This window comes from Streptomyces sp. NPDC048436 (assembly GCF_043200355.1).
Lineage (GTDB): Bacteria > Actinomycetota > Actinomycetes > Streptomycetales > Streptomycetaceae > Streptomyces.
Genome location: NZ_JBICXP010000010.1, coordinates 40,790 through 62,050, shown reverse-complemented (window position 1 = coordinate 62,050; position 21,261 = coordinate 40,790). Strand labels below are relative to the sequence as shown.

Here is a 21,261-nt window from a genome sequence, read left to right as displayed (position 1 = left end):
GTCACCCTACTGCCGTAACGGGGGTGACGATCAACCGATGGCCGCCGCCCTCACGCACAGTACGTCGGGCAGGTGGGAGGCCAACTCCCGCCAGCTGTCGCCGTCGTCCGCCGACGCGTACACCTCGCCGTTGCGATTGCCGAAGTAGATGCCCGCCGGGTCCTGGTCGTCGCTGCACATCGCGTCGCGCAGCACCGTGCCGTAGTGGTCGCCCGCCGGGAGGCCCTCGCTCAGGGGCTCCCAGCTCTTGCCCGCGTCGGCCGTGCGGTAGACGCGACATCGGTGGTCGGCGGGGACGCGGTCCATGTCGGCGTTGATCGGGAAGACATAGGCGGTGTCCGCGCGGTGCGGGTGGGCGACGGCGGCGAAGCCGAAGTCGGAGGGCAGCCCCTCGCCGATGTCCGTCCAGTGCGCGCCCGCGTCGTCGCTGCGGAACACGCCCCAGTGGTTCTGCAGATACAGGCGGTCCGGGTCGGCCGCGTCCCGCGCGACCTTGTGCACGCACTGGCCGAACTCCGGGTCGGGGTCCGGCAGGAAGGCCGCGGAGACGCCGTGGTTCGACGGGGCCCAGCTCTTGCCGCCGTCGAGGGTGCGGAAGACGCCGGCGGTGGAGACGGCGACCGTCACCGCGTTCGGGTCGCGCCGGTCGGTGAGGATGGTGTGCAGGCCTTCTCCGCCGCCGCCCGGCACCCACTTGTCGCGGGTGGGGTGTTCCCAGAGGGGGCGTACGAGGTCGAAGGTCTCGCCGCGGTCCTCCGAGCGGTAGAGCGCGGCGGGTTCCGTGCCCGCGTAGACGACATCGGGTTCGGCGGCGGCGGGGTGCAGTTGCCAGACCCGCTCAAGGGAGGCGCCGGTGTCCTTGGGGAACTTGACGGCGGCCTTGGCGGGTTCGGTCCAGGTCCTGCCGAGGTCGTCGGAGTGGAAGACGGACGGGCCGAAGTGCGAGCTGTCTCCGCCGACGAGGAGGCGGGGGGTGTCGCGGCGGGTGTCGATGGCCACCGAGTAGATGGCCTGGGCGTTGAAGTACGGCTTGTCGTCGAACTGCCAGTCGCTCGTGCCGGTGCGCTTACGGCCGATGAAGAGGCCTTTGCGGGTGCCTACGGTCAGGATGATCTCAGCCATGATGGCCACCTTCGGGACGACGTTGTCTCAGGTAGGGCTCAGTCTGCACCCCGCCACTGACAGTCACCCCTGGACGTGGCGTTCCCGCAGTTCAGGTGGGGTGTCCGCACGCAAGTCGGCTCACCGGCCCGGCTCGTCGGTCAGCTCCCCGCGGGCTCATCCGCCGGCGGACGTCCCGTCCCGCCCCCGCAGCTCCGCCGCCATCTCCGCGATCGTTTTCGGCCCCACCCGGCAGCAGCCCCCGATGAGCCGTGCCCCCGCGTCCCGCAGAGCACCGGCGTGCCCCGCCGTGTAGTGGCGCGGGCCCTCCCACGTCCTCGCCGTGGCGTTCCACGTCTCGCCACTGTTCGGGTACGCCACCACCGGCTTGCCGGTGATCCGCGCGGCGAGACGCACCGCCGTCTCCGCGTCCCGCGGATCGCAGCAGTTGACGCCGACCGCGAGGATCTCCTCGGCGTCGGCCGCGAGGGCGAACGCCTCCGTCAGGGGCTGGCCCGCGCGCGTATAGCCTCCGGAGACGGTGTACGAGAGCCAGGCGGGGACGCCAAGGCCGCGCACCGCCCGCAGCAGCGCCCGTGCCTCGTCCGTGTCCGGGACCGTCTCCAGGGCCAGGATGTCAGGCGCCGCGTCGGCAAGGACCTCAAGGCGCGGGCGGTGGAACCGTTCCAGCTCGGCCACCGTCAGGCCGTACCGGCCCCGGTACTCGGAGCCGTCCGCGAGCATCGCCCCGTACGGTCCCGCCGACGCGGCCACCCACACCTCCCGGCCCGCGTCGGATCCGGCGTCGCGGGCCAGCTCCACGCTCAGGCGCAGGAGTTCGGCGGTGCTCACCGCGTCGATGCCGTGGCGCGCGAAGCCCTCGAACGTCGCCTGATAGCTCGCCGTGGTGGCGACATCCGCGCCCGCTTCGTAGTACGCCCGGTGCGCCGCCGCGATGGCCTGTGGCTCGTCGGCGAGCAGCCTCGCCGACCACAGGGCGTCGCTCAGGTCGTGCCCGGCGGCCTCCAGCTGGTTGGAGAGGCCGCCGTCGAGCACGAGCGGGCGGCGGGTCAGTGCATCCGCGAGTTTCACAGTGCCGACGCTAGCCGAGGCGCGGACAGCGGGAAGTGGCACGCGACCTGGTGTCCCGCGCCGTTCGGTGTGCTCACCCGCGGCTCCGTGGTGGCGCACACGTCCTGCGCCATGGGGCACCGGGTGCGGAAGCGGCAGCCCGACGGGGGCTGCGCCGCCGATGGTGTCTCGCCCACCAGGGGAGTGCGGTCGACGGCGCCCGCCGCCTCCGGGTCCGGCAGGTTGACGGTGTCGAGCAGCCCCCGCGTGTAGGGGTGCAGCGGGTGCGCGTACACCTGCTCGGCGGGGCCCGACTCGACCAGCTTGCCCAGGTACATCACGCCGACCGTGTCCGCGAGGTGGCGCACCACCGCCAGGTCGTGCGAGATGAACAGATACGTCAGGCCGCGTTCCCGCTGCAGTTCGCGCATCAGGTTCAGGATCTGCGCCTGTACGGAGACGTCGAGCGCGGAGACCGGCTCGTCGGCCACCACCAGGTCGGGCGAGAGCGTCAACGCCCGTGCCAGGCCGAGGCGTTGACGCTGCCCGCCGGAGAACTCGTGCGGATAGCGGTGCACGGCTCCGCGCGGCAGGCCGACCGCGTCGAGCAGCCCGGCGATCAGCTTCTCCTGGTCGGCGCGGCTGCCGACGCCCTGGATGACGAGCGGCTCCCGCAGGATCTCGCCGACCCGCATCCGGGGGTCCATGGCGGCCGTGGAGTCCTGGAACATCAGCTGCACGCGCCGCCGGTGCGCCCGCCGCTCGGCCCGCGACATCCGGGCCGGGTCATGCCCCTCGAAGCGCACGTGCCCGGCCGTCGGCTCCTCCAGGCCCGCGACGATCCGGCCAAGCGTCGTCTTGCCGCAGCCGGACTCGCCGACCATGCCGAACGTCTCGCCCTTGCGGATCCGAAGGGACACCCCGCCGACCGCGCTCACGGTGCCCCGGCTGCGCGAGAAGGCCCCGCCCTTGAGGGGGAAGTCCTTGACCAGGGAGTCGAGTTCGAGGAGTACGTCCCCGGGAGCGCGCGGCCCGGGCACGGTCGGCGGGACCACGACCTCCGCATCCGACGCGTTGTCCGGCACCGGATGGAAGCAGGCGAACCGGTGCTCCCCGCCCTCCAGTTCCCCGCCTTCCAGTTCCCCGCCCCCCAGTTCGTCGTCCGTGAGCTGCGGCTCCGCCGTACGGCACTCGTCCGTGGCGAAGGAACAGCGCGGCGCGAACCGGCAGCCCGTGGGGCGCACCGCGAGGTTGGGCGGAAGGCCCGGGATGGTGTGGAGCTCGGTGCCGCTCTCCGCCGCCCGCTCGGGGAGCGAGGCGAACAGAGCCTCCGTGTAGCGGTGCCGGGGGCGCGCGAACAGGTCCCGTACATCCGCCTGTTCGGCGACCTTGCCCGCGTACATCACCGCGACCCGGTCGACCCTGCTGGCGATGACGCCCAGGTCGTGGGTGACCAGGATCATCGCCATGCCGAGCCGCTCGCGCAGGCCGTCGATCAGTTCCAGGATCTGGGCCTGCGTCGTCACGTCAAGGGCGGTCGTCGGCTCGTCGGCGATGAGCAGCTTCGGCTTGCAGACCAGGGCCATGGCGATCGCCACGCGCTGGCGCATACCGCCCGACAGCTGATGCGGATACGCCTTCATGCGCTCCGCGGGCTGCGGCATGCCAACGAGGCGCAGCATCTCCTCCGCCCTGGCCCACGCGTCCTTCCTGCTCAGTTCGGGACGGTGCAGGATCAGCGGCTCGGCCACCTGCGCGCCGATCGTCATCGTCGGGTTCAGCGAGGTGAGCGGGTCCTGGAAGACCATGCCGATGGTGTTGCCCCGTACGCCCTGGAGGACCGGGGCGGGGGCGGCTGCCAGGTCGCGGCCGTCGAACAGGACGCGCCCGCCGGTGACTTCACCGCCCGGCGGCAGCAGTCCGAGGACGCTGAGCGCGGTCATCGTCTTGCCGCAGCCGGACTCACCGACGATGCCCAGGGCTTCCCCGGGGGCGAGTTCGAGGGAGACGCCGTCGAGGGCATGGACGGTGCGGTCGCGCCCGGTGATGTCGGCACGAAGGTCGTCGATCTTGAGCAGAGGCTCGGTCATCTTCTTCGTTCTCCCTTACTTCCGCAGCCGTACTTCGAACGCGTCCCGCAGCCCGTCACCGATGAAGTTGAACGCGGCGACGACAAGGACGATCGCGATACCAGGCGGGAAGATCAGCCACCAGTAGCCGTTCTGGGTGTAGGTGATGCCGGCCGAGAGCATGGAGCCCCAGTCGGCCGAGGGCGGCGGGATGCTAAGACCCAGGAAGGCGAGATAGCTGACGTAGAGGATGGCGTCGGCGATCTGGAAGGTGCAGTTGACGATGACCGTGCCGATCGCGTTCGGCACGATGTGCTTGAACACCGCCCGCGCACCGCCGCCGCCCATCATCCGCATCGCCTGGACGTACTCGCGGTCGCGCAGCGAGAGAGCCTCGCCGCGCACCAGACGGGCGGGGGAGAGCCAGGCCACCGACGCGATGATGACGATGAGGACGCCCTTGCTCGGGGTGATGATCGCGGCCACGACGACGAGCAGGAACATCGCCGGAATCGCGAGCGCGGCGTCCGTGATCCGCATCATGGCGGCGTCCACCCAGCCGCCGAAGTACCCCGCGACAGCGCCGTACACGGTCCCGAAGAGAGTCGCCAACAGCCCTGCCGCCAGGCCGATTTCGAGCGACGTCTGTCCGGCGACCATCAGCCGACCGACCATGTCGTAGCCCAGGTCGGTGGTGCCGAGGAGATGGCCGGAGCCGCCCGGCGCGAGGTTGGCCTGGGTGAGGTCGGTGTGCACCTGCTCGGTGGAGTAAAGGAGCGGTCCGAGGTAGCTGAAGGCCAGGAGCAGCACCAGGACCACCACGCCCGTCAGGGCGAGCTTGTTGCCGGTGAAGACCTGGAGCGTGCGGCGGGCGAGGGAGGGCGTGGCCTGGGCCGCTTCCTCGTGCCCCGGGGCTGCCTCGGGGGTGACGTCTGCGGTCGCGGTACTCATGCCACGCTCCGGATCCGGGGGTCGAGGACGGCGTAGAGGATGTCGGTGAGCAGCGAGCCGACGACGGTGGCGACACCGACGACGAGCGTCACGCCGAGCAGCACGGGGAAGTCGGAGCCCTGCGCCGCGTTCCAGAACAGCAGCCCCATGCCCGGGTAGTTGAACATCGACTCGACGACGAGCGCGCCGCTGAACAGCGTCGGCAGATAGAGGCCGAGGAGGGTTGCGAGGGGGATCAGCGCGTTGCGCAGGACGTGCCGGACCATGATCCGGCGGCTCGACTGGCCCTTGGCCATCGCCGTACGGACGTATTCCTCGGTGAGGTTGTCCAGGACCGCCGAGCGCATGTAGCGGCTGAACATGGCCACGATGCCGAAGGCCATGGTGACCACAGGGAGCACCAACCCCGTGAAGTCGCCCAGGAGTTCACCGACGCTCTCGCCCTGTGGGGCCTCGGCCGGGAGGATCGGCAGCACCTGCGCGAACAGGATGATCATGATGAGGCCGAGGAAGAACACCGGCGTCGCGTAGAGGAGGAAGGCGAGCCCCGTCAGGGCGTAGTCCGAGGCCTTCCCGCGCCGCACGGCCTGGAGCAGGCCGAGCGGGACGGCGATGACCACCGCGAGCGCGGTGGAGAGCACCGTCAGGAGCAGCGTCTTCGGCAGGCGCTGCTTGAGCAGGTCGAAGACCGGCGAGTTCAGCTTGAAGGACTCCCCGAGGTCGCCCGTGAAGAGCCGCTTCAGATACATCACGTACTGCGCGGGAAGCGAACGGTCGTACCCCTGCTGGTGGTTGAAGTGCTCGATCTGCTGAGGCGTGCCCTTGGGGCCGAGGATGGATCGCGCGGGGCCGCCGGGCAGCATGTGGAGCAGCGTGAAGACGATGACCGAGACCAGGAACAGCACGACGAGCGCCTGAAGGCAGCGCTTGACCAGAAAGCCGGTCACTTGTCGGCTCCCTTCTTCTTGACGTAGTACCAGTCCTGCGGAGCGAAGGTGACGGTCGGGTTCTGGTCGATGCCCCGCAAGTCGTTGCGGACCACCGACACTTGATAGGCCGGGTTGGGCATCCACATCACCGGGAGCTGCTCGGCGAGGTACTCGCCGTACGCGTGCATCGCCTTCATGTCGGGCGAGTACTGCACGCCACGGATGATGCGGTCGGCCTTCTTGTCGCTGTAATTGCCGAAGTTGGCGGAGGCCCCGGTGGAGAAGAGCTGCTCACCGCTGGGGTTGAGCGGGTAGTACCAACTGCCGGCCGTCCCGAAGAACGACATGTCCCAGTCGCAGCCGGGGTCCTTCGCCTTGCAGGGAACGGAGTTTCCGAGGACCGAGTTCAGCGGCTGCTGGCGCACGGTGAGGCCGATCCCTGCCTTGGAGAGCGAGGACTTGAGCTCCTGCATCATGTTCGTCGTCTCGGTGGAGCCGGACTGGGAGAGCAGGGTCAGTTCGAGCGGGGTGTTCTCCGCGATGCCCTTGCCGCACTGGTCGGCGCCCGTCCCGGGGCGTACGCAGCGTGCGGTGCCGTCCTGGGTGCGCCAGCCGTGCGCGGTGAGGAGCCGCCGCGCCTTCTGTACGTCGAAGGGGTACTGGTTCTTCTCCATGGCGGGGGAGAGGTACTGACTCTTCGGCGTCACCGGAACCGGCCCGAGCGTCGGCGTCGCGCTGCCCTGCCAGATGACGTCGCTCATCGCCTTCTGGTCGACGAGGTGCTGCATCGCCTGGCGGATGTAGAGCTGGTCCATCATCGGGCCCGCGTGCGTGGAGTTGAAGTTGTAGACGATGTACGTCGCCGCCCAGCCCTCCCACGGATCGGTGCGGTAACCCTTCTCCTCGAACTTCTCCTTCTGGGCCATCACGGACGGCGGTATGTAGCCGTAGTCGACGCCCCCGGAACGCAGGACGTTGTACTCGGAGTCGGCCGTGGTGAAGGGCTTGAAGACGACCTTGTCCAGGTGCGGGCGCTGCGACTTGGGGCCGGTGTACTTCTCGTTCGGGACGATGGTGACCTGGCCGCTGTCGCGCCATCCGGCCAGCTTCCAGGGCCCGTTGACCGTCTTCCAGAGCGGATCCGAACCGTACGATCCAAGGCTCTTGGCATGGCGTGTCAGCCGCGCGAAGACGGCCTTGGCGCCCGCCTTGGTGCGGTCCCAGTCACCGGCCTTGTCGCCGTCCGTCTTCACGTCCCAGGCGTGCTGGGGGAGCGCCCGCATCAGCGTGAGCTGGTTGGCGGTGAACCAGTCCGGGTTGTACGCGCGGCTCAGGTGCAGACGCACCGTGTGGTCGTCGACGGTCTCGAAGCGCTTGACGTTGTCGGGCATCGTGCCGACCGAGTAATTGCCCCAACTCGCCTTGTCGGCCTTGACGAGGTTGAACCAGAACTCGATGTCGCGGGACGTGACCGGCTTCCCGTCGGACCACTTCACGCCTTCTCGCAGCGGCACGGTCACGGTCTTGTTGCCGTCGCTGAACTTCGGCTCAAGGCCGAGCGTGCTCGGGCCGTGCGTGGTCAGCTCGCCCTTGTCCTGCACGGCGTCGTACACCGGCATGAAGAGCAGTGACTGGATGCCGTAGTTGTACGAGGCGCCATACCCGGGGGCACCGATCGGAAAGATCCAGTTCGGCGTCGCGGCGGGCGGCAGCGCCATCGTCGCCGTGCCGCCCTCCACCGGAGTGCCGCCGGTGGGGCCCATGTCGACGCGACCGCCCTCCTGGGTGCAGCCGGTCACCGCCGCGAGGGCGAGCGCGGCGAGGGCTGCCGCCGTGACCGTGAGCGCGCGGTGCCGCGCGCGGGGACGAGATCGCCGTGAGCGCATGGCGAAGGGCCTCCAAGGATGCGAGAGCCGGACCGTGCCGGAGATCGACGGGGCGGCGCCTGAACGCTAGAACCGGCCACAAAAGCAAGTCAATAGCTTCGTTCGGCAAGAAGTGACAAAGTCGGGGAGGGCTGGCCAACTTGCTTCGTCTGGTCTTAGTGTTCGTGTCGTTGTCGAAGCAACTTTTCGAAGTAACTGCACGAACTGAGCGAAGCAACTGGGGGCGACATGGCAGGAACCGGAACACCACAAGGCGAACCAGGGTCCGCGCAGCACATCCTGCAGCTCGTCTCCTCGGGCGCCGCCTCCTCCCGGACCGATCTCGTACGGGAGTTGGGGCTCGCCGCCTCCACCGTCTCGCTGCGGGTCCAGGAGCTGGTCGAAGCGGGGCTGCTCACCGAATCCGGCGAGGGAGCGTCGCGCGGAGGCCGCCGCCCCCGGCTGCTCCGTGTCCACGCGCAGGGCGGCGTCGCCCTCGCCGCCGACCTCGGCAGCCACCACGCGCGCATCGGGGTCGTCGACCTCGGCGGCACGGTCCTCGACGCCGTCGACCTGCCGCACGACATCACCGCGGGGCCCGAGTCCGCCGTGGACTGGCTCTGCGGCCAGGTCGCCGAACTCGGCGCCCGGCAGCGCGCGGAGGGCCGCACCGTCCGCGCCCTCGGCGTCGCCTTCCCCGGCCCCGTGCAGCCCGCCCAGGGCCGCGTCCTCAGCCCGTCCCGCATGCCCGGCTGGCACCGCTACCCGCTGCGCGACGTCCTCGCCGAGCGCCTCGGCATCCCCGTCACCGTCGACAACGACGCCACGATGATGGCCGTCGGCGAGCACCGCACCGTACGGCCCGAACTCGACCACATGGTCGTGGTCAAGGCGGGCCGCGGCATCGGCAGCGGCGTCATCGTGGCGGGCCGCCCGCACGACGGGGCGAACGGCTCCGCGGGCGACATCAGTCACGTACGCATCGAGGCGGCGGGTGACCGCCCGTGCAGCTGCGGCAACATCGGCTGCCTGGAGACCGTGGCCAGCGGCGCGGCCCTCATCCGTGAACTGGGCAGGCAGGGCGTCGAGGTGGCCGACACCACCGAACTCCTGCGGCTCGTCGCCGACGGCGACCCGCAGGCCACCACCCTCGTGCGCACCGCCGGGCGGCACATCGGCACGGTCCTGTCCGTCGTCGTCAACTTCTTCAACCCCCAGGCGGTCGCCCTCGGCGGCGTCCTCGCCACCGCCGAGCCGCTCGTCGCCGCCGTACGCGGTGTCCTCTACGAGCGCTGCCTGCCCCTGGCCACCGCGGATCTGGAGATCACCACCACCGTGACCGGCCGTGACGCGGGCCTCCTCGGCGCCGGTCTCACCGCCCTGCGCCAGAACCTCCCGGTCTCCCCGGCAGCCCACGCCACCCAGGAAGAGAGCGTCCAAGCATGACCGCCCCCGCAACGAACCAGCGTCGCCTCCGCATCGGGATCGGCGGCATCGGCATCGAGTCCTCGACCTTCTGCCCGCACCGCTCCACCACGGACGACTTCCGCCAGACCCGCGGCCAGGACCTCCTGGACCGCTACACCTGGACCCGGCCGGAATCGGACCTCGCCCCCACGGTCGAATGGGTGCCCCTCCTGCACGCGACCTCGCTGCCCGGCGGCCCGGTCGAAGCCCAGTCGTATCTGGTCCTCAAGGACGAACTGGTCACCCGCATACGGGAAGCGGGCCCCCTGGACGGCCTGGTCTACGACATCCACGGCGCGATGAGCGTCATCGGCCTGACCGACGCCGAAGCCGACCTGACGGAAGCCGTCCGCGCCGCGCTCGACGCCGTCGGCACCCCCGATGGCGGCCGTCCCATGATGTCGGCCGCCATGGACCTGCACGGCAACGTATCGCGCCGGTTCGCCGAGCCCATCGACCTGCTCACGGCCCACCGCCTCGCCCCGCACGAGGACGCCTGGGAGACCCGCGAGCGTGCCGCGCGCAATCTCGTACGCTGCCTGCGCGAGGGCACCCGGCCGCACCGCGCCTGGGTGCAGGTCCCCGTGCTGCTGCCCGGCGAGAAGACAAGCACCCGCCTGGAGCCCGCCAAGTCCCTCTACGCCTCGCTCGCCGACATCGAGAAACTGCCCGGCATCCTCGACGCCGCGATGTGGGTCGGCTACGCCTGGGCGGACGAACCACGCTGCAAGGCCGCGATCGTCGTCACCGGCCAGGACGCCGAACTGGCCGCCGCCGAGGCTAAGAAGCTCGCCCGCCGCTACTGGGACGCCCGCAAGGACTTCGTCTTCGTCGGCCCGACAGGTGGCGCGGAGGAGTGCGTCGAGAAGGCGGTGGCCTCGGACAAGCGGCCCTTCCTGATCAGTGACTCCGGAGACAACCCCACGGCGGGCGGCGCCGGCGACCTCGCGTACATGCTGGGCAAGCTCCTGGAGAACGACGACCTCCGCACGGGCAAGGTCACCGCGGTCCACCCCGGCATCACCGACCCCGTCGCCGTCGCCCATTGCTTCGAGGCCGGAGTAGGCGCCGAGGTCACCCTCAGCGTCGGCGGCAAGGTCGACGCGAACCACGGCGGCCCCCTCGAACTCACCGGAACCGTAGTGGCGTTGCAGCGCGCGGCCGACCAGAAGGACCGGGCGGAGGGCGGCGCCTACGACCGGGGCGTCGACATGGCGGCCGTGCGGACCGGCGGGGTCACCGTGATCCTGGTCGAGCGCCGCAAGCCCTTCCACACCCTCGCGGACTTCATGGGCCCGGCGGACGGCGGCCTCGGCATCGACCCGCGCACCTTCGACCTGGTCGTCGTGAAGATCGGCTACCTGGAGCCCGAGCTCTACGACATGGCAGCCGACTGGCTCCTCGCCCTCACCCCCGGCGGCGTCGACCAGGACCTGCCGCGGCTCGGCCACCACCGGGTGGAGCGCCCGCTCTACCCGTTCGACCAGGACGCGTACGACACCGGGGCGGGCCCGGACCTGACGGCAACCCAGCTGCCACCGCTCTCCAGGTGATCGCCTGTTGAGAAGGGGCTTCACCTGCGGGAACCGTTCTGCGAGGGTGATCCCCGCGCCCCCCACCGCGCCCCACCCGCGATCCCCGCGATCCCCGCCAAGGAGCCGCCCCCATGAAGCGTGCCGCCACCCTGACCGCCCTGGTCTGCCTGCTCGCCGTCACCGCCGCCGCCCCCGCATCGCCCGACGCGGGGCGCGGCAAGGAACGCCACCACGGCGGCAGCCTCCTGGACTCCGTGCCCAAGTCCGGCGTCCTGAAGGTGTGCACGACCGGCGACTACCGCCCGTTCACCCACCTCGACCCCGCCGACGGGACGTACAGCGGCGTGGACATCAAGATGGCCGAGGACCTGGCGAAGAGCCTCGAAGCCAAGCCCTCCTACGTGGCCACGACCTGGGCGAACCTGACCAAGGACGTCGCGGCGGGCCGCTGCGACATCGCGGTCGGCGGCGTCTCCATCACCCTCCCGCGCGCCCGCCAGGTCTACTTCAGTGAGCCGACCCGCGAGGACGGCAAGACACCGATCGTCCGCTGCGAGGACAAGGACAAGTTCGGCGAGGGCACGCTCAAGGACATCGACAAGCCCGGCACCACCGTGATCGTCAACCCCGGTGGCACCAACGAGCAGTTCGCCCGCGCGCACATCAAGCAGGCCACCATCAAGCTGCACCCGGAGAACACCACGATCTTCGAGGAGATCGTGAAGGGCCGCGCGGACGTGATGATGACGGACGCCAGCGAAACCCGCTACCAGGCGAAGATCCACCCTGAACTCTGCTCCCTGCACCCGGACGAGCCCTTCACCTTCTCGGAGAAGGCGTACGCGCTGCCGCGCGGGGACGAGCAGTTCAAGGAGTACGTCGACCAGTTCACGCATCTGGCGACGCACGACGGCACGTACGCGGCATACGAAGCCGAATGGATGGGCGCCCCCTCGGGTTCCTAGGCAGGGGTTATCCCTGAGATGGCCCCCGAGGTCAGGGCGGTGGCGCGGTCCTAGCTTCGTTGCCATGGTCTCCTTCCGTGAGCGGTGCATCCACAGCCGGCAGGGTGGTCGGCTCGCCTCGACCACCACCGCGGACATCGACGAGCTCGTGGCCGGGCTCAAGGACCGGCCGCGCGTCGTACTGCACTTCCACGGCGGGCTCATCGACGACACGCTGGGGTTCGCCACCGCCGAGCGGCTCACGCCCGTGTACGAGGCGGCAGGCGCCGATCCCGTCTTCTTCGTGTGGAGCAGCGGACTCCTGGAGACCCTGCGCGGCAACCTGCCGCAGATCCTGAACGAGAGCGTCTTCCGGACGCTGCTCAACAGGGTCACCCGATACGCCACCGGCCTTGTGTTCCAACAGCCGGGGCAACGCGCCCTCGGGGCGGTGGCCACCCCCACCCCGAGGGCTGTGCAAGCCGAACTCGCCCAAGTTGGCGCTGGGTTGGAGCCCTACGCGCGGCTGAGCGCGCCGCCGGACGTGCGGCAGCTGAGCGAGGCCGAGCAGACACGGATCGCCGCCGAGCTCTCGGCGGACGCCGAACTGGCCGAGCGCACCCGGGAGATCGTGAACTCGGTGCTGCCCGAGGCCTGGCCCCAGCCTCGGGGCACCGAACCGGCCGCCGCGGCGCGAGACGTCAACGGGGGGCGTGCCGCGGCGGCCACCCTGATGTCACCGGACGTCGTGGCCGCCCTCGCGGACAGGGCGGGCGGGGGTGAACGGGCCCTGGTGAGCACCACGTTGCTCGTACGCAAGACCGTGCGGGTGGTGGCCGCCGTCGTCGGCCGCTACCGCCGACGCAACGACCACGGGCTCTACCCGACGGTCGTCGAGGAGATACTCCGCGAGTTCTACGCCGCCAATGTGGGCGCCGCGATCTGGGGCGCCATGAAGCGGCAGACCGCCGAGACCTTCACCGCCCCGGATGACGAGGTCCGCGCGGGACGGTACTTCCTCGACCGGTTCGCCGAGCTGCTCGCCTCCGGGACCCGGCCGCAGGTGACCGTGGTCGGCCACAGCGCGGGCGCCGTGTTCATCGGCAACCTCCTCGACGACCTCGTGCGCAGGCGCGCCGCCGCCGACGACCCCCTGCCCGCCGACTTCCGCATCCGCGACGTGGTGCTCCTGGCGCCCGCGTGCACGGTCTCCCAGCTCGCGCCCGTCGTAGCCCGCCAGAGTGAACTCTTCGGCCGGTTCCGCATGTTCACCATGGCGGACACGGCGGAGCGGGCCGACCACCTCGTGCCCTTCCTGTACCCGAGGTCGCTGCTCTACTTCATCTCCGGAGTCCTGGAGCGCGGGTCCGACGCACACTCCGCCGTCGTGCCGGTCGCGGGCATGCAGCGCTGGTTCCTCGACGCGGCGGACCAGGAACCCGACTCCGTAGGACTGCGCGGCTTCTTGCGGGCCGAGCCCGCGCGCACCGTCTGGTCACCCGGCGACGACGGTCCCGGACTGCGTGCGGGGGCTCGCAGTCACCTGGCGTTCGACGGTGATGCGCAGGTCCTCGCCAGCGTCGCCGACATGCTCGCGGACTGACGGCGCGAGGACAGAACGAGGGGGAGAGCGCGATGAACGACCTGCACCACGCCGTGGTCGTCGGCATCAACCGTTATCCGGCCATCGGCGACCTGCAGGGGCCGCGGGGGGACGCACTCCGGTTCCGCGACTGGCTCGTGGACCCCATCGGGGGCGCCGTGCCCGAGGAGGAGAGGTACGAGGCATGGCGGCGCAGCCGACTCTACGTCTTCCTCGCGGGGCACGGGATCGCGCCGTTCGGCGGTGACGCCGCGCTCCTGATGGCCAACGCCGCGATCGACCTGCTCGGCAACCACATCGCCGTACGCCAGTACCTCAACTGGTACGAGTCGGCGTCGCCGTTCCACGAGGTCGTCTTCTTCGCCGACTGCTGCCGTACGCGCTTCGGCGGCGTGGCCGCGTTCGGGCCGCCCTTCACCGACACCACCGAGACGCCCGAGGAAGTCGACTGTCTCGTCGGGTTCGCCACCTCGCTCGGCGACCCGGCGTACGAACAGCAGCACCCCGATCCCGACCTGGCGCGCGGATACTTCACGACCGCGCTCCTCGAAGGGCTGCGCGGGGCGAGCGCGACGCCGGAGGGCACGGTCACCTCCGACAGCCTCGCCGACTATGTCGTACGTCATGTCGTGGACCGCACCCAGGGGCTTATCCCCCAGGAGGCGCGGTTCATCCGGGGCACCAGCGCGCCGATGATCCTCGCTCGCCCCGGGGTTCTACCGCGTCACTACGGAGAGCGTGACCGCGGCGGACTTCAGGGACGGCGGATTCTTCGAGGTGGTGCACGCCATGGGCACCATCGACACCACACTGCCGCCCGGCATCTACCGCATCGAGCAGCGGTTCGGCGGCCAGGTGGAGAGCCGGTTCGTCGAGGTCGGCACCGAGCCGTTCGTCGAACGCCTCGCCCTGCCCTGCATGCCCACGGCCACCCCGGTGGCGGGCACCCCCACGACCCGGGAGGACCACCGCGCCGCGGCGATGCGCTGGAGCACAGAGGCGACGCACGGCGGGGGCCTGCCGAACCTGATGGTCCTCATCCGCAATCTGCGCCGGGGCTGGCAGCTCGACCCGTTCGCCCTGGAGGTCGCGGGCGTGGACGGCACCCCCGTGGACGGCGGCGCCGGGGGCTGGGAGTCGGCCGGTGGGCAGGAGTGGTCGGCCTGGAGCGGTGAACTGCCGCCCGGCAGCTACCGGTTGAGGCTGCGCAGGCAGCCCGCCGACGGGCTTCCGCTGGCGCAGGCGGTGCACGTGCTCGACGGCTGGACGTCCCTGGTGTTCGTGAGCAACGGACCGCAGGGCCCGCAGCCGCAGTTCGCCACGGTCCAGATGGTGGGCCAGGGCGTTGGCTGGCAGCCAAGGGACCGCACCCTCGACCTCGCCATGGAAGCGGCGCTCTCGGGACTGCGGCAGGGGATCGACCTCGTATCGGCACGGCAACTCCTTGGGCTGCTCGACGCGAAGAGTGTCAATCCCTTGCTCGGCGTCATCGGGGCCCATGCCCTGCTGCTGCATCAGCAACCCGACATGGGGCGCATCGGCAGCATCCTGGAGCGCCTCGGTCCGTACGCCGCCGACCATCCGGACATCGCCGCGCTGTGCACCCTGCTCGGCGAACCGGTGACCGCCGTCGCCTCGCCGCCCATGCTCGCGGCCTCCTGCGGGCTTCTGGTGCGGGCGGACTCGGCACGGCCGGGGACTCTCCAGGAGGGTTCGGCGGCGGAGAGCGTGGCGGAGCATCTCGTCGGGCGTGGTGTCTGGACGACCTGGCTGGAGCAGGAGCACCGGCCGGGCGCGGCGCCGCGCGTTGGCCCCGGCCTCGCGGCGCCGGGGGACGCCGTCAGGCCGGGGCCGGAGCCGTCCCGGGCCGCCGACTCGGTCGAGCGGGTCCGGCGCTACGTAGGGGAGATCGCGCGCGTCGAGAACAGAAGCGTCGACGACGTACTGAGCAGCATGGAGCCGCAGGACCTGGGCCGCAGGACCGGGATGCCGCACAAGGCGGTCGACAAGGCCATCGAGGAACTCAGGCGCCCGCAGGGTGAGTGAGGCCACGAACGGCGAAGGCCGTCGGGAGACGATGTCTCCCGACGGCCTTCGCCGTTCCCCGTTCCCGTTGCCGCGCTCGGCACCCCCGTGACCCAGCGTGGCGGAACGTCCCTGGCCTGCCGGCCGCGTCCCCCAACGCGGCCGGCAGGGGCGGGTGATACGACCCGCAGCCCGTGCACCCCCGTGCGCACACGGACAGGCAGGCCGGCGGTGACGCGAGGTGCGCCACCCGCTTGCGTCCCCGTCAGGCGAGCGCGTGGCGCACCATCGTGAGGAACTGCTTCGAGGGTTCGATGCCGAGCTCCGTGCGGAGCAGCTTCCGGAACACCTTGAAGTGCCGTACGGCATCGGCGAGGTTGTTCTCGGCGAGGTGCACCGTCACCACCGCCCGGTGCGCGCTCTCGCGCAGCGGGTCGATCCGGGTGCTCTCCAGCGCGGCCTCGAGCGCGGGGGCGTACTGCTCCTGCGCGACGAGCCGTGCCGAGAGCGCTTCGAGCGCGTGCAGCCGCAGCTGGTGCAGCCGCTCGCGTTCGAACACCACCCAGTCCTGGTACCAGCCGGGCAGCAGCTCCCCCATCCCCATCAGTGAGGAGCACGCGGCCCCGGTCCCCTCTGCCGAGGCCGCGAGTACATGGTGTGCGGTGGCGGTGAAGTCCTGGATGTCCATCCGGACGTGCCCGCCGAGAGCGAGAGCACCGGACCGGGCGTCGACGACGGCCGGACTGGCCTCGTTCAGACGCCAGATGGCTGTACGGAGGCAGGCCCGCGCCCGCTCCTCGACGACGTCCGGCCACAGCGTCCCCGCGAGCACCGAACGCGTCGCGGGGCCGCGCAGTCCGAGCAGGGCCAGCAACTGCTGCCCGCTGGCGGAGACGCCGACCTGCCCGCCGCCCTCGTCGCGGCTGAGGTGGAAACCCCCGAGCAGCCGCAGACGCAGGGCCGGTGGCGCGTCACCGCATACCGCCGGACATTCCGTGACAGCCATCTCCGCGCACCCCCAGTTGTGCATCCCATCCCCTGACCAGGCAAAAAACTACGCCGGGCGGGGCAGGGGTGCCTCAGGGAACCGCCCAGGGATAACCCCGGTGTGCCGGGGGCGCGGCCAGGGACAGCGCCTAGGACGAGGCGCTCCGCCCCTGGGGGGCGAAGTGGTGCACGAGCCCGATGCGGGAGGCGATGCCGAGCTTCGTGTAGGTGTGGCCCAGGTGGTACTCGATGGTCTTGACGCTCAGCGCGAGCGCGGTGGCGATCTGCCGGTTGGTGAAGCCCTGCGACGCGAGACGCGCCACGGCGAGCTCCTGCGGGGTCAGCCCGTCGGCGGCGGAGTCGGCGTCCCCCGCTTCGTGCGCCGGCCGCGGGGGCGCCGCACGCCCGCAGGCGTCGAGCTCCCGTTCGCACCGCGCCAGGTAGGGCGTGGCGCCCAGCTCGCTCATCGTCGTGTACGCCGCCTGGAGCTGGGCCACGGCGACCGAGCGGCGCCCGATCCTGCGCAGGAACGAGCCGTGGTCGAGCTCCACGCGGGCCCGCCCGAAGGGTGAGGGGACCTGCGCCGCCTGGTCGTGCGCGCGCAGGAACGAGGCCTGGGCGCGGTCCGTCTCCCGGCGCGCCGCGTGCAGATTGCCGCGCACCCGTGCCGCGGCGGAGAGCGCCGAGTGCTGTCCGCGCGCCGAAGCCCGCTCCTCGTAGGGGCGAAGCACCGCCTCCGCCTCGTCGAACTCGCCGAGCTGGGTGAACGCGTCGACCAGCGGCTCACGCCAGGCCACCACGCCCGGTTCGTTCACCCCGTCGTGCGAGGCGAAGTCGAGGAGGGGCCGCAGCGCTTCGATGACCCGCTCCGGCTCCGCGCGCGCCTCGGCGAAGGCTCCGTGGGCGTACGCCGCGTACGCGTACGCCAGGGCGCTCTCGTCGCAGCCCGGCGCGTCGAGGGCGAGCCGCAGATGCACCGACGCGCCGTCCCAGGAACCGCGGGCGGACAGGATCCAGCTGGCGATGGCGTGGGTGACGGGCATCAGCCACGACTGCTCGCTGTCGTCGGCGATCGACGCGGACGCCTCCGCGTGGATCAGCGCCTCGTCCCAGTCGCCGAGCCGGTGCAGGGTCTGGGCGAGCGCGGAGGCGGAGAGGAGACGCAACGGCACCGTCCCCTTGCGGCAGTTGGCCACGGCGCCGAGCAAGTCGGCGCGTGCGCCCGGCAGATCGTCCGACCAGAGCCTCAACTGGCCGCGTGCGAGCAGGAGATCGATGCTGGAGGGCGGTACGAGAAGAGGATCGGGAAGGTCTCCGGCGAGCTCGATGCCCTTCTTGGCGAACCCGCTGAGCCCAAGCGCGAGCAGGTGGTTGAAGCGCAGCATCCGGCTCGGCCCCTGGAGGGTGGAGAGCCGCTGCGCACGCTCCGCCCACTGGGCGGCGTCGGCGGCCCGCCCCCGCATCACGGCGGCGTAGCTCAACTGCTCGGCCGCCCGCGCGGCCAGTGAGGGATCGCTCTCGTGGTCGCACTGGTTCCAGGCGTCGACGAGCAGGGTCTGTGCCTGCTCCATCTGCCCCTGTACGCGGGCGACATAGCCGCGGATGTAGCCGCGCAACGCCGGATCGGCGCCCGCCGGGAGCCCGGCCGCCAGCTCCGCCGACTCGTGCACACGCCCGTCGAGCAGCAGCGCCTCGACGGCCTCCACGGCCAGCCGGTCACGCTCAAGGCCGGTCGTGGCCACCCGCGAGGCGTGCCGCAGGTGCGTTCCCGCGACCGCCCACTGCCCGGTGGCGGCCTCGCGCCTCGCGCATGCGGCGAGGGCGGCGGCGAGGTGCTCGTCGGGGCCCGTGGCGGCGAGCACGCGGTGGCGCAGGCTCGCGTACTCGTCGTCGACCAGGGCCGCGGCCCGCGTGTGCAGGTCCGCGCGGTGCGCCGGGCCGATGTCCTGGTAGACGGCGGCGTGGACGAGCGGATGCGGGAAGGCGATCTCGGGCGCGGCTCCCGGGTGGGTCTCCTTCAAAAGACCTGCCTTGACGGCACGTTCGAGCGCGGGGAGCGGCGCGGTGACACGGGCGAGCGCCGCGGCCACGCCCAGCGTGCAGGAGAGACCGAGCACGCTGACCGCCTGGACGAGGCGCAGCGCCTGGGGCCCGCACTCCGCGAGGTTGGCGAGCACCAGCATGGCGTACGAACGGGGCGCGGGCAGGGGCGTGGCGACGTCCCGCAGGACGTGCGAGGGCACCTGGTCGAGGAGCGCGCGGGCGTGCAGCGGATTGCCGTGGGTGTGGTCGTGCAGCCGTACGGAAGCGGAGTGCGGAAGCTGATCGGACCCCAACTGGACGCTGAGGGAGCACAGTTCGTCCGGGCTGAGACCATGGAGCGGGATGCGCCGGGTGCGGACGTCGGCGAGCAGCCTGCGGATGCCGTCCGGCAGTTGGGCCGCCTGCGGGTCGCGCGCCGTGACGATCGCGAGGACCTTGTCGACGCGCAGCCGCCGCAGCGCGAACGTCAGGGCGTTCAGGGAGGCGGAGTCGGCCCAGTGCGCGTCGTCGAGCACCAGGATGACAGGACCCTTGTCCTGTAACTCGCTCAGCAGGTCGAGCAGCCCGAAACCGGCCGCGAGCGCCGGCAGGGTGCCGGGGGCCGAGCGCGGCACGCGCACCAGCGAGCCGAGGCAGTCGGGCAGCGGGATCGGGCTCTGCCCGACGAACTGGGCGAGCACCCCGCAGGGCAGCGCGCTCTCGTTCTCCTCGCCGCTCGCCTGCAGCACACAGGCGTCGCCCGCCGTGTCCAGGAACCTGCGCACCAGCGCGGTCTTGCCGATGCCGCCGGGCCCGTCGATCAGGACGAGGCGCGGCACGCCGTCGCTCGCGTGGCGGAACTCCTCCTGTAGCGCGGCGAGTTCGTGTGTACGGCCGGAGAACGCCTCATGGGGCGCCGGTGTGTGGGCATGGCCGTTGAGAGTGTCTCCGGACGTCACACCGCCCCCACGTGTTCGGCTCCCGGTACGAACGCCGGGACTGTGACGGCGACTCGTGCCGGGCGCATGGCCCTGACCGTCCACGATGGTGCCGAAACCGCTCTCGTTACAAGCCGATTCCCCACACGTGGGGAGCCGTTTACCTCGCGGCGGGCTCAGGCGTCACAGGAGTCGTCACCCGTCGCTGAGAAGAGCTCTCCGTCCTCCGGAGCCGGGGTCTCCGCGGCCTCCGGGTGCTCCGGGGGTGGCTCGAGCAGCGAAAGCAGTTCGAGCCACCCATGAAACGGCGTGGAGAGGCCGGAGCCCCCGTCCTGACCGTCCTCGTCCACGACGTTCCCATGCACGCCCCCAGGAGAGCGGAACACCTCGATGACGTAGCGCACAACGCCCTCCCGAGGGCCGGTGAAGGCCCCGAACCGTGACACATCGCGACAGCGTCAGGCTAGGAGCCTCCGCACGCCCCTCGCTTCGGGGAGTCACCTAGGGGTGTCCCTAGTCCCCGACCCTTGGCCAAGGGTCGGGTCGCACGTTTCGTGAGGCGGGGGCCTCAGACCATCCGGTGGTACTGCTGAGGCGTCGCGACCTCGCCGCCGAGTTCGCGCGCGGCGTGCCGGGCCCAGGAAGGGTTGCGAAGCAGCTCGCGCCCCAGGAGCACCGCGTCCGCCTCGCCGTTGGCGAGGATCTTCTCGGCCTGCCCGGCGTCGGTGATGAGGCCGACGGCGGCGACGGGCAGCGAGGTCTCCGCCTTGACCCGCGCAGCGAAGGGCACCTGGTAGCCGGGGCCCGTGGTGATGCGCGCCCGGGGAGCGTTTCCTCCGGTGGAGACGTCCAGGAGGTCCACACCGTGCGCGAGCAGTTCGTCGGCGAAGCGGACCGTGTCGTCGGCGGTCCAGCCCTCGCGCTCGTCCTCGGGGTTCTCCGTGAGCCAGTCCGTGGCGGAGATGCGGAAGAACAGGGGCAGTTCCTCGGGCCAGACGGCGCGGACGGCGTCGACGACCTCGAGGGCGAACCGGGAGCGGTTCTCGAAGGAACCGCCGTACTCGTCCGTGCGGTGGTTGGAGAACGGCGAGAGGAACTCACTGATGAGGTAGCCGTGGGCGCCGTGGATCTCGACCACCTGGAATCCCGCGTCAAGGGCGCGCCGGGTGGCGGCAGCGAACTGGCCGACGACCTCGTGGATCTCCTGCGTGGTGAGCTCGTGCGGGAGCAGGTGGCCCTCGTCGAAGGGGAGCGCGCTGGGCGCCACCGGCTGCCAGCCGTGGTCCTCCGGGCGGAGCGGCCCGCCGCCCTTCCAGGGGCGGTCGGTCGACGCCTTGCGGCCCGCGTGGGCGATCTGTACGCCGGGCACGCTGCCCTGCGCCTTCAGGAAGCCCGTGATCCGGCGCAGCGCCTCGACCTGCGTGTCGTTCCATATGCCGAGGTCCGCGGGGCTGATGCGGCCCTCGGGGCTCACGGCCGTCGCCTCCAGGAGGATCAGGCCGGTGCCGCCGGCGGCGCGAGCCGCGTAGTGGGCGAAGTGCCAGTCGGTCGCCACGCCCGCGTCCGGCCCGGACACCCCGGCGGAGTACTGGCACATCGGCGCCATCCACACGCGGTTGGGGATGGTCACCGATCGCAGGGTGTAGGGCTCGAACAGCGCGCTCACGGCGGGCTCCATTCGTCAGGTTCCGGGGTGCTCGCCGTACGGTAGACCGCGTAGTACGGCAGATGTCAAACTACGATGGTTCTCGTAC

15 protein-coding genes and 1 pseudogene are annotated in these 21,261 nt (G+C 71.2%); 6 read left to right on the top strand and 10 right to left on the bottom strand.

The features are described 5' to 3' along the window. Positions 1-30: 30 nt before the first annotated feature. From ACGFX9_RS29390 to ACGFX9_RS29365, 6 genes are all read right to left on the bottom strand, one after another. Positions 31-1,122, bottom strand: coding sequence for a WD40/YVTN/BNR-like repeat-containing protein (locus ACGFX9_RS29390; protein WP_393478862.1), 1,092 nt, complete (start codon positions 1,120-1,122; stop codon positions 31-33). 156 nt (positions 1,123-1,278) lie between these two features. Further along, positions 1,279-2,193, bottom strand: a complete 915-nt coding sequence (gene mmuM / locus ACGFX9_RS29385) for a homocysteine S-methyltransferase (RefSeq protein WP_393478857.1) — start codon at positions 2,191-2,193, stop codon at positions 1,279-1,281. Then, positions 2,190-4,262, bottom strand: coding sequence for a dipeptide ABC transporter ATP-binding protein (locus ACGFX9_RS29380; RefSeq protein ID WP_393478854.1), 2,073 nt, complete (start codon positions 4,260-4,262; stop codon positions 2,190-2,192). The genes mmuM and ACGFX9_RS29380 overlap by 4 nt, the downstream gene beginning before the upstream one ends. Before the next feature lie 15 nt (positions 4,263-4,277). Beyond that, the gene (locus ACGFX9_RS29375; RefSeq protein WP_393478849.1) at positions 4,278-5,192 is read right to left on the bottom strand and encodes an ABC transporter permease; all 915 of its coding nucleotides are present in this window, start codon (positions 5,190-5,192) and stop codon (positions 4,278-4,280) included. Beyond that, a complete protein-coding gene (locus ACGFX9_RS29370; protein WP_393478845.1) occupies positions 5,189-6,139 on the bottom strand; it encodes an ABC transporter permease in 951 nt (316 codons plus the stop codon). Before ACGFX9_RS29370 ends, ACGFX9_RS29375 begins: the two co-directional genes overlap by 4 nt. Further along, on the bottom strand, positions 6,136-8,007 hold the full coding sequence (locus ACGFX9_RS29365) for a peptide ABC transporter substrate-binding protein (RefSeq protein ID WP_393478841.1): 1,872 nt from the start codon (positions 8,005-8,007) through the stop codon (positions 6,136-6,138). The genes ACGFX9_RS29370 and ACGFX9_RS29365 overlap by 4 nt, the downstream gene beginning before the upstream one ends. A 228-nt stretch (positions 8,008-8,235) precedes the next feature. On the opposite strand from ACGFX9_RS29365, the gene ACGFX9_RS29360 reads away from it, so the two are divergent. From ACGFX9_RS29360 to ACGFX9_RS29335, 6 genes and pseudogenes are all read left to right on the top strand, one after another. Continuing rightward, the gene (locus ACGFX9_RS29360) at positions 8,236-9,432 is read left to right on the top strand and encodes an ROK family protein (protein ID WP_393478836.1); all 1,197 of its coding nucleotides are present in this window, start codon (positions 8,236-8,238) and stop codon (positions 9,430-9,432) included. Next, positions 9,429-11,006, top strand: coding sequence for a M81 family metallopeptidase (locus ACGFX9_RS29355; RefSeq protein WP_393478831.1), 1,578 nt, complete (start codon positions 9,429-9,431; stop codon positions 11,004-11,006). The genes ACGFX9_RS29360 and ACGFX9_RS29355 overlap by 4 nt, the downstream gene beginning before the upstream one ends. Before the next feature lie 113 nt (positions 11,007-11,119). After that, positions 11,120-11,953 carry a transporter substrate-binding domain-containing protein gene (locus tag ACGFX9_RS29350; protein WP_393478827.1) on the top strand — a complete coding sequence of 278 codons (834 nt, stop codon included), beginning with the start codon at positions 11,120-11,122 and terminating at the stop codon, positions 11,951-11,953. 64 nt (positions 11,954-12,017) lie between these two features. After that, a complete protein-coding gene (locus tag ACGFX9_RS29345; protein ID WP_393478824.1) occupies positions 12,018-13,535 on the top strand; it encodes a hypothetical protein in 1,518 nt (505 codons plus the stop codon). A gap of 32 nt (positions 13,536-13,567) precedes the next feature. Then, a pseudogene (locus ACGFX9_RS29340) lies at positions 13,568-14,104 on the top strand (caspase family protein); the annotation flags it as partial. Between the two features lie 169 nt (positions 14,105-14,273). Then, positions 14,274-15,581 (top strand): hypothetical protein, encoded by a 1,308-nt coding sequence (locus tag ACGFX9_RS29335; protein WP_393479649.1) that lies wholly within the window; start codon positions 14,274-14,276, stop codon positions 15,579-15,581. Between the two features lie 244 nt (positions 15,582-15,825). Here the strand turns inward: ACGFX9_RS29335 and ACGFX9_RS29330 are convergent, their stop codons facing one another. The 4 genes from ACGFX9_RS29330 to ACGFX9_RS29315 all read right to left on the bottom strand — a co-directional run bounded on the left by ACGFX9_RS29330 (position 15,826) and on the right by ACGFX9_RS29315 (position 21,173). Further along, positions 15,826-16,566: a BTAD domain-containing putative transcriptional regulator gene (locus ACGFX9_RS29330; protein ID WP_393478819.1), complete on the bottom strand. Its 741-nt coding sequence runs from the start codon at positions 16,564-16,566 to the stop codon at positions 15,826-15,828. A 130-nt stretch (positions 16,567-16,696) separates the two neighbouring features. Further along, positions 16,697-19,528, bottom strand: a complete 2,832-nt coding sequence (locus ACGFX9_RS29325; RefSeq protein ID WP_393478814.1) for a helix-turn-helix transcriptional regulator — start codon at positions 19,526-19,528, stop codon at positions 16,697-16,699. 155 nt (positions 19,529-19,683) lie between these two features. Continuing rightward, positions 19,684-19,911 carry a hypothetical protein gene (locus ACGFX9_RS29320; RefSeq protein ID WP_393478809.1) on the bottom strand — a complete coding sequence of 76 codons (228 nt, stop codon included), beginning with the start codon at positions 19,909-19,911 and terminating at the stop codon, positions 19,684-19,686. Between the two features lie 164 nt (positions 19,912-20,075). Further along, positions 20,076-21,173 (bottom strand): NADH:flavin oxidoreductase/NADH oxidase, encoded by a 1,098-nt coding sequence (locus tag ACGFX9_RS29315; protein ID WP_393478805.1) that lies wholly within the window; start codon positions 21,171-21,173, stop codon positions 20,076-20,078. Positions 21,174-21,261 lie beyond the last annotated feature (88 nt).